A 13,114-nucleotide genomic window follows, 5' to 3' on the forward strand; every position below is an offset into this window, starting at 1 on the left:
AGGAGGAACAACCATGGTGAAAACTGCCGTTGTAACTGGTGCGACGGGTGGAATGGGCGCGGAGATCATCAAGGACCTTGCCCGGGACCACCGCGTGTATGCCCTGGGGCGGCGCGCCGGGGAGCTGCCGGAGGCGGAGAACATCGTGCCGGTGGCAATCGATTTGCTGTCGCTTCTCGACGGCTCACCGCTTCCCGCCGAACTGTCTTCGCTGGAGCGCGTCGATGTGCTTGTACACGCGGCGGCTCGGGCGGATAAGCGCTCGGTGGAAAGCGCTCGGCCGGAGGATTGGCGCGCGCAGATGGACCTCAACGTTCACGTGCCAGCCGAGCTGACCCGCCTGCTTCTGCCCGCGCTGCGCGCGGAGGAGGGGCTTGCGGTGTTCATTAACTCCGGTGCCGGCATTCACTCCTATGGTGACAACGTCATTTACGCCGCCACGAAGCATGCTTTGTACGCGCTTGCCGACGGCCTCCGCCTCGGCGAACTCGGCATCCGCGTGTCCACCGTCGCGCCGGGCCCGACGGATACCCCGATGCTGCAGGGCCTGCAGGATTACAACCCAGAGCATGTCATCGCTCCTGTGGAGGTGGCGAAGGCCATCCGCGCCACCGTTGATGCTGGCCCGACGACGCAGCTTACGGAGATTCGCGTACGCCCGCGCATTGAGTTGAATCAGCGCAAGTAGGAGCCGCATTTTCTCTCAAGATGCGAAAAACGCAGCGCACGGTACAGTGATGAGGCGTGTCCACCTCTCAACGTCGCCGCCCCGCCTATTTGGTGATCGCGGATTCGCTGCGGAGCAAGATTGAATCCGGCGAACTGAAGCCGGGTGACCGCTTTCCCACGGAGCGGGAGTTAGTCCAGGAATACAAGGTGGCGCGCATGACGGTGCGCCACGCGCTGGATATCGTCCAGATCGAAGGTCTCATTGACCGCAAGCGCGGGCGCACCGGTGGCACCTTCGTGCGTGCCACCCCGCCGACGCTGAGCCTGACGAGCGGGCGAAGTGCCCTCGACCAGCTGCGTGAACATGGCCTCGATGTTGAGGTGCGGGTGTTGTCGCTGACGCTGATTGAGGTGCCTGGGCATCTCGCTTCCTCCTTCGGGATTGAAGAAGGCGATTCCGTGTGGGAATGCCGCGCGGTGCAGTTGACCGAGGGCTCGCCCATCATGGCCTCCACCCTTTTTATCCCGCAGGCCTTGGCCTCGGACCTCACGGAAGAGGACGTTCAAAAGCCGCTGACCGAGCTGTTGACGGAGCTTGACCTGGTGCCCGTGTTTAAGCGGGACTCCCTCGTGGCCGCCACCGCGCGCACGGAGGAGCAGAAGGCCCTTGGAGTGGGTCGGAACCAACCCGTCTTGCGCATTACACGAACCGTTAAGGCGGAGGGCGGCGTCGTGGCTGCTCAGTTGGAAGAGACCCTGCGCCCTGATGCCGTCACGGTGGAGGTCGTCATCGGCGAGGATCCCACGCCGGTACTCGACTAACCACCTCTGGTCTTCGCCCCAACGCGGTCAGCCGCCGCAAGGCTCGGCCTGCTCGAGCTGCATCAGTGCACGACAGCAAACCCGTCAACCATTTTCCGGTTGGCGGGCTTCGCCTTTTAAGGGCTTAAGGTTCTTGCCGTCACGACCCTGCTGCACCTAGCGGCAAATGAATCGTTGTGTGGGATCGCCGGTATCCCCGTCAACCTGTCTTGGGTCGACGGGTGCACAGTCTCGAAGGATCGCCGATGTGCCCGTCAACGGTTCTGTTGTTGACGGGGCCGGTGGTTGGCGCTGTCCTTGCTGCGTTAGGTGGTTGGGGGTGTTAGCTGCTGCCGGGTGGTGGGTCTGGTGGTTGTTGTGGCGTTGTGTCTGGGGTTTGGGCTGGTGCTGTGGCCTGGGTCTTTGTGGCTGTTTCCCGTTCGGCGTTGAGTCTGGCTAGTGCTTCTTGGTATTCGGGCATTGCGGTGATTGGTGTGCCCCAGGGTGGGATGAAGCTGACCCCGGTGTTGAGCCGGTACATGTAGCCGCGGCCAGTAGGTCTTAAAGGGTCATCATCATTGATCCCGTTGTGGTAGGCGCACAAGAACGTCAGGTTCTTGATGTTGGTGTAGCCTCCTGCCTGCCAGGGGATGAGGTGATGGACTTGGCAGTAATCAGCGGGTTTATTACAGCCAGGCCTAGAACAGGTGTGGAATTCAGCGTGCAGGGTGAGGCGCTGTTTGAAGTTTGCTCCACGCTCTAGTCGCCAGGTGTCGATGGGTCCTTCAATAGGGTGCACTATGGTGGCATAGCCTATTTCGGCGAATTTGTGGGTGAGGAATTCCGCCCCGGTCATGCGCCCGCCGTTGGTGAGGTTGAGCTCGATTTCATCACCCTCGCCGTTAATGATCTGGTCCAACTCGTTCAACGTGACGATGACTTGGGTGCGCACTGCCGGTTTGGAACCGCTTGTTTCTTTGTTGAAGAAGATGTCGTTGGCGGCTTGAAGCAGGTCAGTGGTGTTGGTGGATTCGAGTACGCCGCGCATGTTGGCGATCGTGGTGGCATCGTCGGTTATGGAGAGGGTGTTGGGGCCTTGCGTGCGGTAGGTGATGCGTACGCCTGGTTTGGCTATGCGTTTGGAACGTAGTTCTTTCAGGCGTGTGGCGGCGACGGTGGGGATGCGGTGTGCGGGTGTGGCGGCGAGTTTGATTCGCAGGTTCCAGGCGTCGAGGGTTTTCTTGACTTTTGCGGTGTAGGACTCGATGAGTGTGAGGGTGCCTAGGCTGTGGCGTTGTTGAAGTGCTGCGTGGCGGGCTTTGCGTTGTTTGCCGCTAAAGCGGGTGGGCCCGAAGTACACCTGGTTAAGGTTTGCAAGCTCGGCAGCATCGGAGGCATCCGCGCCGAGTGCGCGGAGCTCGTCGGGTGAGCTGGGTACATGTTTCACCAGCGCAATCCCCGAGTTGCGAAGGCGGATGTAGGTTTCAATATCCCCCATGGGCACAGAGACTAAAACAGCACCGTGGGCCCCGCAACCGGAGCGAAGAAACACCCAGCTCAGGTGGTGTGGGAAAGGCCAACCCGAAAATGGAGGAATGAGCACCATGGGTGGGGAAGGTGGCTGTGGGCGTGGAGTTGGCATGAGAAAAGCCCCTCAGGGGAGGGGCTAGACGCGGTGTTAACCGCGGTCGACGGCGCGGTTGCGCAGGGCGCGGGCGAGGCGGTCACGCTGCTCGGTCACGGCGCGACGCAGGCCACCGGCCAGGTCGCGGGAGAGGAACTCATCGGCACGGTCGAGGGTTTCCTGGCTGACATCCCAGCGCGGGAACAACCCGGTCACCGTGGCCAGGGCGATCTCGTTGGACTGCGCGGACCAGATCTTTTCTGCCACGTCGAAGAACTCAGCACTCGGCAGGAGCTCATCGGCGCCAACAAAGGTCAGGCCCGCTAGTTTCGACTCCAAGTCGCGGTTGCCCAGTTCACCGGCGACAATCTCGTCCCACACCGCGCGCTTGTTGTCCTCGGTATTAACCGCGGCCAACGCCTTAAGCGAGGCCTGGTAGCCTGTCGCGGTGTTATCGCGCTTGAGTTCCTCAGCCACCGCCGTCATGGCGGCGCCGGCGGCCTCGGGGCCGGTGACGTCGGCAAGCGAGCCATCGGCGATGAGCGCGGTGAGCGCCTTCCAGCGCAGGCCCGCATCCGAGGAGTTCTCAAGAAGGTCTTGGAAGAAGGCGCGGGAGGCGTCGTGAAGCTTAATGCCGGCCAGCGCCTGGGTGAAGACGATGGAGCGCTCGGCGTCATCGGAGCGGGCGCCGGCGAGGAGGGCGTCGGCAAGCTGCGTATCCTCCTTTGCCCACTCCGGGTCGGCATAGGTGGACTGAGCCGTTGCCGCCTGGGAGAGAATGCGCTCGAGCACGGCGAGCTCAGTCTCGGCCGCCGCGCCGCGGGCGACGAGTGCGACGAAATCGCGGGCGCGCATCGAACCTGCCCGGGTCATCTCCCACGCGGTGGACCAGCACAGAGTGCGGGCCATGGGGTCTTCGAACTTCTCGACATTCTCCAACAAGAACTGCAAGGAACCCGCATCCAGATCGATGAGGCAGTAGGTCAGGTCATCGTCGTTGGGAAGGACGAAGGGGACGTCGGTAAGCGCGCGGCCCACAAGCTCCGGAATCTCGGTGGAGGCACCATCGATATCCATCTCGATGCGCTCGGTGCGCACCACCTTCTCACCCTGCAGGGCGTAAACGCCAACCGCGACGCGGTGGGTACGCAGGGTATCGCCGCGCTGAGTGAGGTGGGCCTGTGTGATGGTGCCGGACTCGTCCGTCTCCAGCGCCACACCCAGCGTGTTGACTCCTGAAGTCTTCAACCACTGCTGCGCCCAGAAGGACAGGTCGCGCCCCGAGGCCTCCTCCAAGTGGCGCAGCAGATCCCCGAAGGTGGCATTCGACCACTGGTGCTCCTGGAAGTGGCGGCGCACCCCGGCGAAGAAGTTCTCGCGGCCCACATAAGCCTGCAGCTGCTTGAGCACCGAGGCGCCCTTGGCGTAGGTGATGCCGTCGAAGTTCTGTTCCACGGTCTCAATATCAGAAGCATCCGTGGAAATCGGGTGTGTCGTGGGCAGCTGATCCTGCTGGTAGGCCCAGGCTTTCTCCACGTTGGCAAAGGTCACCCACGCGGTGTCGTACTGGGTCTCCTCCGCCTGAGAAATCGCCGCCGACCAGGTGGCGAAGGACTCGTTGAGCCACAGGTCATCCCACCACTGCATGGTCACCAAGTCACCGAACCACATGTGCGCCAGCTCGTGCAGGATGGTGTCCGCGCGGCGCTCATACTTGTAGTGCGAGGCTTGCGACGTAAAGACGTACTCATCACGAATGGTCACGCATCCGGCGTTCTCCATTGCACCGGCGTTGAACTCCGGCACGAAGATCTGGTCGTACTTGCCAAAGGGGTAGGCAAAGCCGAAGTTGCGGTGGTAGAAATCGAAGCCCTGCTTGGTCTCGGTGAAAAGACGCTCGGCGTCGAGCGATTCCAGCAGCGAGGGGCGGCAGTAGATCCCCAATGGCACCTCAACGGACTTAGCAGGCGAGCCCTCGGGGTGCTCCGCCAGCGTGCCTGTCCACGTATCCGTCACGCCCACGTACGGGCCCGCGCACAGGGCAATCAGGTAGGTCGACAGCGGGTAATCCACCGCCGCGCGCACGGTGTTGCCCGAACGCGTGATGGGGGAGTTCGTAATCACTGTCCAGTGCTCCGGAACCTCAAAAGCTAGCGAGTACGTAGCCTTCAAATCCGGCTGGTCAAAGCAGGCAAAGACGCGTTTGGCGTCGGCAGTTTCGAACTGGGTGTAGAGGTAGGCCTCACCGTCGACTGGGTCGACGAAGCGGTGCAGACCCTCACCGGTGCGGGAATAACGAATCTTCGCCACGACCTTTAGCTCATAAGAAGCCACCTGCAAACCCGACAGTGGGATGCCGTAGGTGGGGTCGTAGGCGTCGATAGGCAACGGCGCACCGTTGAGGCGGACCTCGAGTAGCTCGTCGCCGCGCAAGTCAATAAACGTAGAACCGGCCTTCTTAACTCGGAACTTCACCACCGTAGTGGAGGTGAAAAACTCCTCCCCGGTGAGGTCGAGGGCGACGTCGTAGTGGCTTACCTCCACCATGTCGGAGCGCTGCTGGGCTTCCTCGCGGGTGAGGTTAATCGAGGTCATAAGGTGCATCTCCTCTTTCTCTGTACCTAAAGTCTCTGCACCAGCGTAGTCACACGCCTAGGGTGGGGTGCCAAAGACCACAGAAACAAAGGAGATTTACCGTGGCTCAACAAGTGACGTTCTGGTTCGACTGCTCATGCCCCTTCGCATGGCTGACCTCGCGCTGGATTAAGGAGGTGGAGAAGGTCCGCGATATCGAGGTGACTTTTGAGCCGATGTCCCTGTCCGTGCTCAACAAGGGCCGCGACCTGGATCCGGAGTACATGAAGATGATGGAAGCCAACTGGGGTCCTGCCCGCGTGGCGGCCAAGATTGCCGTGGAGGCCCCGGACAAGGTCGATGCCTTCTACACCGCGATGGGCACCCGCATCCACACGGAGGGCCAGGGCGGCAAGAAGGGTTACGGCGCCTACGACGACATCATCAAGCAGGCGCTTGGCGACGCCTCCCTCCCCGCCACCTTCGCCTCCGTGGCCAACACCGAAGAGATGGATGACAAGCTCACCGAGTTTCACAACCGGGGCATCTCCGAGGTCGGCGATGAGGTTGGCACCCCGGTGGTGAAGTTCGGCGATACTGCTTTCTTCGGCCCGGTCGTTACGCGCGTTCCCACCGGCGAGGAAGCTGGCGAGCTTTTCGATGCCTCCGTGCGCCTCGCCCAGTTCCCCTACTTCTTCGAGCTCAAGCGCTCCCGCACCGAGGATCCCCAGGTTTAACGCGTGCGGTTGCGCATTGCCGCCACGATGACGCAGACCAGGACGATAGGGGTGAGTACGATAGCGGGAAGTCCCGCGATGTTAATGATGGGCAGATAGCTCTGCGCCTGGTATTCCTCCCAGGCTGCGGCTAGCCACGTGGCCCACGACGCACCTGCAAGTAGCGCGAGGACGCCGGCGGTGATTCCGCCGGCGGTGCGTGGCTTATGTAGGAGCCACCACAGGCCCACGCCGAGGTGGGCCAGCGTCATCACTGCGTCCAAGAGAAGTGGCAGAATGAAGACGTTGTCGGTGAAGAAACCGGCGGCGAATAAACCTGCGCCGACAAGGATTGCGCCGACGTAAAGGAAGCAGACGCGTGCGGTCATGGACATAGTGGGGTCCTTCCTTGGGAGTAGACGTGCCCCACCATATCAATTTTGAATTATTGCTAAAACGGGTCGGCGGGCGTGTTCGCCGACCGGTAGGATGTGGGCCATGCGCGTTTATTTAGGAGCAGACCACGCAGGGTTCGAGACGAAGAACGTCATTGCCGAACACCTGAAGAAGCAGGGCCACGACGTCATTGATTGCGGTGCCCATGAGTACGACGCCGAGGATGACTACCCGGCATTTTGCATTGAGGCCGCGCTGCGGACCGTCAACGATCCGGGTTCGCTCGGCATCGTGCTGGGAGGTTCCGGCAACGGCGAGCAGATCGCCGCTAACAAGGTGAAGGGCGCGCGCTGCGCCCTGGCGTGGTCGCCGGAGACCGCACGCCTGGCCCGCGAGCACAACAACGCCCAGCTCATCGGCATCGGCGGCCGCATGCACTCCGAGGAGGAGGCACTCGCCATCGTGGATGCCTTCCTGGATCAGGAATGGTCCCGTGCCGAGCGCCACCAGCGCCGCATCGACATTCTTGCCGAGTACGAGCGCACCAACATTCCGCCGGAGCTTCCGGAGGCTTAGTTCATGTCCTTGGGGTGAGTGCCGCCGCGGCCCTCTTCCCCAAGGTCGAGATCGGTGATGGCGGCCATCTCGGATTCATCAAGCTCAAAGCCAAATACATCGAAGTTCTGCGCGATGCGCTCCGGGTTTTCGGACTTCGGGAACACGATGACGCCATTTTGTAGGTGCCAGCGGATGATCACCTGAGCGGGGGAGACGCCGTATTTCTCGGCGGGCTCGGTGATTTCCGGCTGCTCAAAGAGATCGGTTTTGCCCTGGCCCAGTGGGCCCCAAGCCTCAATCTGCACCTTGTGGGAACGGAAGGCATCGAGCTCGCGCCAGCGCTGCAGGTAGGGGTGCAGCTCTACCTGGTTGACCACGGGGGTTTCATCAGTCTGGGTTTCCAGCTGGTCAAGGTGCTCCAGTTCGAAGTTGGAGACACCAATGGACTTTGCCTTGCCGGCCTTCTTCAGTTCGATGAGCTGCTTCCACGCCTCGACGTAGTGGCCGTTGTCCGGGCAGGGCCAGTGGATGAGGTAGAGGTCAACGTAGTCGAGCCCCAGTTTCTCCAAAGATTCATCGAGGGCTGCGGCTGCGTCGGTTTGGCGGTCATTCCACAGCTTCGTGGTGATGAACAGCTCCTCGCGCGGGATGCCGGACTTGGCAATCGCGCGGCCCACGCCTTCCTCGTTGCCGTAGATGGCAGCGGTATCGATGTGGCGGTAGCCCACCTTGAGGGCCTTGAGGACCAGCTCTTCGGTCTTGTCGGGGTCAACCTTGAAGACGCCGAAGCCGAGCTGCGGGATGGAGTTTCCATCGTGCAATTTGATATTAGGTACAGTCATGCGGCCCACTCTACGCAGAGCTTGTTCATCCGTGCAGAAAACGATTAAAACCGCACCAACGACCTAAATTAGGTGGTTAGCGCGGCTTTTCCTTGGAGGGAATGACGGGAATCGAACCCGCGTCTTCAGCTTGGAAGGCTGAGGTATTAGCCACTATACGACATTCCCACAACCGGCAATCTTCAACTTTCAAGGTCTTGACTTTGAAAGTCTCAACGTTGAAAGCCGTTGAATCGGCGTGCCGACTACTTTAGCGCACGCGGGCGCTGAAAGGAAAATGGGAACTTAAGCGGGGTAAAGCGCGTTAGTTTGGGTAGGCGTACAAGCAAAACAACACATAGTTCGACACGCAATTCAACTCTGAGATGAAAGTGGTGCTTTCGTGAGCTCGTTATTGCTCCTTATCCTCGTCGTCGGTGGCGGCGCATGGTTCCTGTCCTCGCGCAACGGGAAGAAGCAGCAAGAGCTGCGAGAATCTCAGCGTTTCGAGGACGCGATGGCGGATGCGCGCCGCTGGACTGAGCGCCTTGGCGGCCAGGTGATGAACTTGAGTGGCACGGATACTGCCTCCCAGCAGGCCATGGCTGATGCTTCCGAGCGTTTTACCGCCGCCAACTCGGCGATTTCCCGCGCCACCACCGCCAAGCAAGCGCACCTCGCGCGGGAGTCCGCGCTGGAGGGGCTGTACTATGTGGCGGCCGCGCGCGAGATTATGGGCATGGACCCAGGCCCCGAACTCCCGCCGCTGGAGGGCCAGCGCCAGGCCGGCAAGGTCACGGAAACCCGCACGGTGGAAGCAAACGGGGAGACGTTGACGGCGTCGCCAAGCGCATCTGCACAAACCCCGAATTACTACCCGGGCGGTGTCGTGGCTGGGCGCCCGGTCCCGGCCGGTTGGTACTCGCGCCCGTGGTGGGCTGATGCATTGACCACCGGCGTGTGGATGGTGGGCTACTCCATGATGTTCAACGCCATGTTCGCGGGCATGTCCGGAGTCGGCTACTCCGCCGCGGCGGCTGAAAGCGGCGACTGGGGTGGAGACCTCGGCGGCGCTGAAGGCATGGACGGCGGTGCCATGGACGGAGCTGGTGATATGGGCTCTGGCGATGCCGGGGGAGGCGACGATGGTGGCTTCTTCGATGGCCTCTTTGGTGGCGACGGAGGCGATGGTGGAATGTTTGATTTCGACTTCGACTTCTAAGCGGTGAAACATCCTCTGACATGCATAAATGAACATAAAATGGGGCCGGTGTTGGGATAGTAAAGCGGCTATCGGTACACTGGCCCCAGTATGAAGCGCAGCTGCGTGCGGAACTTCCGGGCGCAGAGGCTTTCCATACGGGGCGTGGCGCAGCTTGGTAGCGCACCTGCTTTGGGAGCAGGGGGTCGCAGGTTCAAATCCTGTCGCCCCGACGTATGGGGGCTTGGACACGCATCCAGGCCCCTTCATTACATTTTTAGACGATCACAATCAGGAGAGTTTCTCGTGAAGACCACCGTAGACAAGCTGAGCGATACCCGCGTCAAGCTCACCGTCAACGTTCCGTTCGCTGAGTTGGACAAGGAAATCGCTCAGGCCTACGCGGCGATCGCGCAGCAGGTTTCCATCCCGGGCTTCCGTAAGGGCAAGGCTCCGCGCCAGCTTATCGACGCCCGCTTTGGTCGTGGCCCCATCCTCGAGCAGGTAGTCAACGACATGCTGCCGTCCCGCTACGAGCAGGCTGTTACCGAAAACGATCTCAAGGTCATTGGTCAGCCGGAGATCGACATTGCCAAGCTGGAGGACAACGACTTCGTCGAGTTCACCGCTGAGGTAGATATCCGCCCTGAGTTCGAGGTGCCGGACTTCTCCAAGATTTCCGTTAAGGTGCCGGCACTGGAGACCTCCGAAGAGGACGTCGACAAGGCGCTCGAGGACCTGGCTTCCCGCTTCGGTGAGCTCAAGGACACCAAGCGCAAGATGAAGACCGGTGACTACGCCATCATCGACATCACCACCGAGGTTGACGGAACCAAGCTGGATGAGGCTTCCCACGAGGGTATGACCTACCGCATCGGCGACGACAACCTGATCAAGGGGCTCGACACCGCTCTGCGCGGCATGAAGACCGACGAGGACAACGAGTTCACCACCACTATCCAGTCCGGTGAGCACGAGGGCGACGAGGCCACCGTGAAGGTCCACGTCCAGCAGACCAAGGAGCGCAAGCTGCCGGATCTCGACGACGAGTTCGCACAGATGGCTTCCGAGTTCGACACCATCGACGAGCTGCGCGAGGACACCAAGTCCCGCGTTGAGGAGACCAAGAAGTCCGAGCAGGCTGCCGCCATCCGCGATGAGGTCCTCAAGGCTGCGCTTGCCGACGTTGACTTTGAGCTCCCCGCCTCCGTGGTGGACGAGCAGGTCCACGCTCAGCTGCACCAGGTCATGGGTCAGTTGGCTCACGACGAGAAGGCTCTGGCTCAGCTGCTTGAGGCGCAGGGCACCACCCGTGAGGAGTTCGATGCTGATGCTCGCAAGTCTGCCGAGGAATCCGTCCGCACCCAGCTCTTCCTGGACGCACTCGCCGAAGTTGAGGAGCCGGAGGTGTCCCAGCAGGAGCTGACCGACCACATCCTCTTCACCGCGCAGTCCTACGGCATGGACCCGAACCAGTTCATCCAGCAGCTGCAGTCCAGCAACCAGCTGGGCAACCTGTTCTCTGACGTTCGCCGCGGCAAGGCCCTGGCTATGGCTATCTGCCGTGCAGAGGTCACCGACGAGGCTGGCAACAAGGTTGATGTTGACCAGTACTTCGGCGAGATCGACGAGGACGAGGCTGAGGCTTCCGAGGAGAAGTAATCTCCCGCTTGTAATGTGCCGCTGCCACATGTGTGGTGGCGAGCGCGCGTGAAACCCCGGATTCAGGTAACTCAAGGATGAGCCTGAATCCGGGGTTTGTGTCAGTGTGAACGCCCTCTAGGAGTCTTTGAGTATTTCGTAGAGGGCGTGATGGGTGTTGGCTGGGGATACCGCTAGCCGTTCGTGGCTCTAAAGGCCTTGTCGGTTAGCTGCAGGAAGCGCATAACGTAATCCTTGACAAAGTCTGCGGTGCGTTCATTGAGATGTCCGGACTCTTCGAAAAGGGTGGGGGATTGACCCAGAAATACTTCGGGCTGACCCGGAAGCGGCATATCGAAGTAGGACAGGGCGAGGCGAAGGTTCTTCTGTGAACTGTAGCCGCCCATGCGGCCTACAGAGTGGCTAATGATACCTGCGGGAAGGTGCTTCCACGCCACATCTGAGTTGGGTTTAGAGCCGATGTCCACTGCGTTTTTGAGGCAGGCGGGGATAGTGCGGTTGTTCTCTGGCGTAATGAAGAGGATCCCGCTCGAGTTCTTGATGGACTCGCGAAAAGTGGTGTACTCAGCCGGAGTGGGCTTGTCCGTGACGGCGGGGTCATCGTAGTCGAAGTCATAGAGCGGCAAGTCACGGATTTCCACGATGTTTGCCTCGTAGTCTTCAGGGATCATCGTGAGCACCTCGTGTGCAATCTTGCGTGTAAATGACCCTCGCCGCAGGCTGCCGACGATAACGCTGATACGTGGGGTGGTCATGGTAAACCTTCTTTCTTAGTTGGGTGTAGGGAGACGTGGTCAGGGGAGAAAGGGCTTGCAGCCAAAGGCCGGTGGTGGGCCGGCAGCGTGGGCGGCAGTGAGGAAGCCATCTACTTTGTCGCCTTCTTCATGGCGGAAGTACAGCTCGATGAGCCCTAGAAGCCCCCCGAGGACGGCCTCTCGTGCGGCGGATGTATTCAAAAGCCGCATGGCTGCGGGTTGGTTTCCTTCGCGGATGGCTTCAAACAGCGCGATGGTCTCAAGCCAGCTTCCTTGGTCCGGTCGCGGAAAAGGTTTAGAAATCCCAGTCATCATCACTCGTTTCTTCAGCAGTACCAATGACATAGGAGGAACCAGATCCAGAGAAGAAGTCATGGTTCTCATCTGCTCCGGGGGCTAGGGCGGCGAGGATTTCTGGGTTCACTTCCGTTTCTTCGGGCGGGAAATAATCCGGGTAGCCCAAATTCATGAGTGCCTTGTTGGCGTTATAGCGAACGAACACGGCTACGTCATCCATGAGTCCCAAAGGCTCATATAGCTCGCCGGAATAGTCCAGCTCTAGTGCATAAAGCTCTTCGAGCAAAGAAATGGTGAAATCATGCATTTCCTTCTGCCGTAGCGGGGTCGTGGATTCCAGACCGCGCTGATACTTGTAACCCGAGTAGTAGCCGTGCACTGCCTTGTCACGCAGAATGAGGCGAATCATGTCTGCCGTATTTGTCAGGGTGGCGTGGACAGAAAAGTGCAAGGGAAGATAGAAACCCGCGTAGAGAAGCAGCGAGGAAAGCAGCGTCGATGACACCTTGCGTTTGAGTGGATCCGGCCCAAAATAGTGCGCGAGCACTTTCTTGGCGCGTGCCTGGAGAAGGTCATTATTCACCGCCCAGCGGTATGCTTCATCAATTTCCTTTGTACTGCTCAGGGTAGAAAACACTGAAGAGTAAGAACGGGCATGGACTGACTGCATGAAGGCGATGTTGGTATACACGGCCTCCTCGTGTTCGGTGCGGGCATCTTGAATCTGACAGATTTCACCCACGGTGGCCTGGACAGTATCCAGGGTGGTGAGTCCCGTGAACACCCGCATGGTGAGGTTGCGTTCCTCGGGTGTCATCTTCTGCCATGCCGGGAGATCATTAGAAAGCGGGACCTTCTCTGGCAACCAAAAGTTAGCGGTGAGACGGTTCCACACTTCAAGATCCTTGTCATCGCTCACCCGGTTCCAGTTGATGGCGCGGATGCGGGCTGAAGGATCATGCCGGTAGCTCGGCGGTGTAACTGAAATGCCGGTTAGTTCAGCACTGTTCGATGTTGAAGACATAGCTTCTTTCTTTCTG

At 60.3% G+C, this 13,114-nt stretch carries 13 protein-coding genes and 2 tRNA genes; 7 read left to right on the forward strand and 8 right to left on the reverse strand.

Annotation, left to right across the window (positions count from 1 at the left end; genetic code table 11):
• The first annotated feature begins 13 nt into the window (after nucleotides 1–13).
• Both M5J06_RS06185 and M5J06_RS06190 read left to right on the forward strand, forming a co-directional pair.
• Entirely contained in the window at nucleotides 14–688 is a 675-nt protein-coding gene (locus M5J06_RS06185) for an SDR family oxidoreductase (protein ID WP_070522254.1), read from the forward strand.
• A gap of 56 nt (nucleotides 689–744) precedes the next feature.
• Nucleotides 745–1,491 carry a GntR family transcriptional regulator gene (locus M5J06_RS06190; protein WP_070596667.1) on the forward strand — a complete coding sequence of 249 codons (747 nt, stop codon included), beginning with the start codon at nucleotides 745–747 and terminating at the stop codon, nucleotides 1,489–1,491.
• A 322-nt stretch (nucleotides 1,492–1,813) separates the two neighbouring features.
• Here M5J06_RS06190 and M5J06_RS06195 read toward each other — a convergent pair whose 3' ends face one another.
• Nucleotides 1,814–2,968, reverse strand: coding sequence for an HNH endonuclease signature motif containing protein (locus tag M5J06_RS06195; protein ID WP_250224217.1), 1,155 nt, complete (start codon nucleotides 2,966–2,968; stop codon nucleotides 1,814–1,816).
• A gap of 180 nt (nucleotides 2,969–3,148) precedes the next feature.
• Nucleotides 3,149–5,689 (reverse strand): aminopeptidase N, encoded by a 2,541-nt coding sequence (gene pepN / locus M5J06_RS06200; protein WP_250224218.1) that lies wholly within the window; start codon nucleotides 5,687–5,689, stop codon nucleotides 3,149–3,151.
• A 101-nt stretch (nucleotides 5,690–5,790) separates the two neighbouring features.
• On the opposite strand from pepN, the gene M5J06_RS06205 reads away from it, so the two are divergent.
• On the forward strand, nucleotides 5,791–6,405 hold the full coding sequence (locus M5J06_RS06205; RefSeq protein WP_144676982.1) for a mycothiol-dependent nitroreductase Rv2466c family protein: 615 nt from the start codon (nucleotides 5,791–5,793) through the stop codon (nucleotides 6,403–6,405).
• Here M5J06_RS06205 and M5J06_RS06210 read toward each other — a convergent pair.
• Nucleotides 6,402–6,779: a hypothetical protein gene (locus tag M5J06_RS06210; protein ID WP_180952016.1), complete on the reverse strand. Its 378-nt coding sequence runs from the start codon at nucleotides 6,777–6,779 to the stop codon at nucleotides 6,402–6,404. The genes M5J06_RS06205 and M5J06_RS06210 overlap by 4 nt on opposite strands.
• Nucleotides 6,780–6,882: 103 nt before the next feature.
• Here M5J06_RS06210 and M5J06_RS06215 point away from each other — a divergent pair, with 103 nt between their 5' ends.
• Nucleotides 6,883–7,356, forward strand: coding sequence for a ribose-5-phosphate isomerase (locus M5J06_RS06215; RefSeq protein ID WP_010191143.1), 474 nt, complete (start codon nucleotides 6,883–6,885; stop codon nucleotides 7,354–7,356).
• Here M5J06_RS06215 and M5J06_RS06220 read toward each other — a convergent pair.
• Complete coding sequence (locus M5J06_RS06220) at nucleotides 7,353–8,180, reverse strand: aldo/keto reductase (protein WP_250224219.1); 828 nt, start codon at nucleotides 8,178–8,180, stop codon at nucleotides 7,353–7,355. The two genes, M5J06_RS06215 and M5J06_RS06220, sit on opposite strands and share 4 nt — an antisense overlap.
• A 93-nt stretch (nucleotides 8,181–8,273) precedes the next feature.
• A tRNA-Gly gene (locus M5J06_RS06225) sits at nucleotides 8,274–8,348 on the reverse strand.
• A gap of 214 nt (nucleotides 8,349–8,562) precedes the next feature.
• Between M5J06_RS06225 and M5J06_RS06230 the strand changes: the two genes are divergently transcribed.
• From M5J06_RS06230 to tig, 3 genes are all read left to right on the forward strand, one after another.
• The gene (locus tag M5J06_RS06230; protein WP_250224220.1) at nucleotides 8,563–9,381 is read left to right on the forward strand and encodes a DUF1542 domain-containing protein; all 819 of its coding nucleotides are present in this window, start codon (nucleotides 8,563–8,565) and stop codon (nucleotides 9,379–9,381) included.
• A gap of 138 nt (nucleotides 9,382–9,519) precedes the next feature.
• A tRNA-Pro gene (locus M5J06_RS06235) sits at nucleotides 9,520–9,593 on the forward strand.
• A gap of 73 nt (nucleotides 9,594–9,666) precedes the next feature.
• Nucleotides 9,667–11,022: a trigger factor gene (tig, locus tag M5J06_RS06240; protein WP_070564609.1), complete on the forward strand. Its 1,356-nt coding sequence runs from the start codon at nucleotides 9,667–9,669 to the stop codon at nucleotides 11,020–11,022.
• A 173-nt stretch (nucleotides 11,023–11,195) separates the two neighbouring features.
• Here tig and M5J06_RS06245 read toward each other — a convergent pair whose 3' ends face one another.
• Genes M5J06_RS06245 through nrdF form a run of 3 tightly spaced genes read right to left on the reverse strand, consistent with a single transcriptional unit; the run spans nucleotide 11,196 to nucleotide 13,098 of the window.
• Nucleotides 11,196–11,777 (reverse strand): NADPH-dependent FMN reductase, encoded by a 582-nt coding sequence (locus M5J06_RS06245; protein ID WP_101735461.1) that lies wholly within the window; start codon nucleotides 11,775–11,777, stop codon nucleotides 11,196–11,198.
• Between the two features lie 39 nt (nucleotides 11,778–11,816).
• A complete protein-coding gene (locus tag M5J06_RS06250; RefSeq protein WP_070564615.1) occupies nucleotides 11,817–12,092 on the reverse strand; it encodes a hypothetical protein in 276 nt (91 codons plus the stop codon).
• A complete protein-coding gene (gene nrdF, locus M5J06_RS06255) occupies nucleotides 12,073–13,098 on the reverse strand; it encodes a class 1b ribonucleoside-diphosphate reductase subunit beta (protein ID WP_144014843.1) in 1,026 nt (341 codons plus the stop codon). The genes M5J06_RS06250 and nrdF overlap by 20 nt, the downstream gene beginning before the upstream one ends.
• Nucleotides 13,099–13,114 lie beyond the last annotated feature (16 nt).

It is taken from the genome of Corynebacterium intestinale (assembly GCF_023574125.1).
Taxonomy (GTDB): domain Bacteria; phylum Actinomycetota; class Actinomycetes; order Mycobacteriales; family Mycobacteriaceae; genus Corynebacterium; species Corynebacterium hesseae.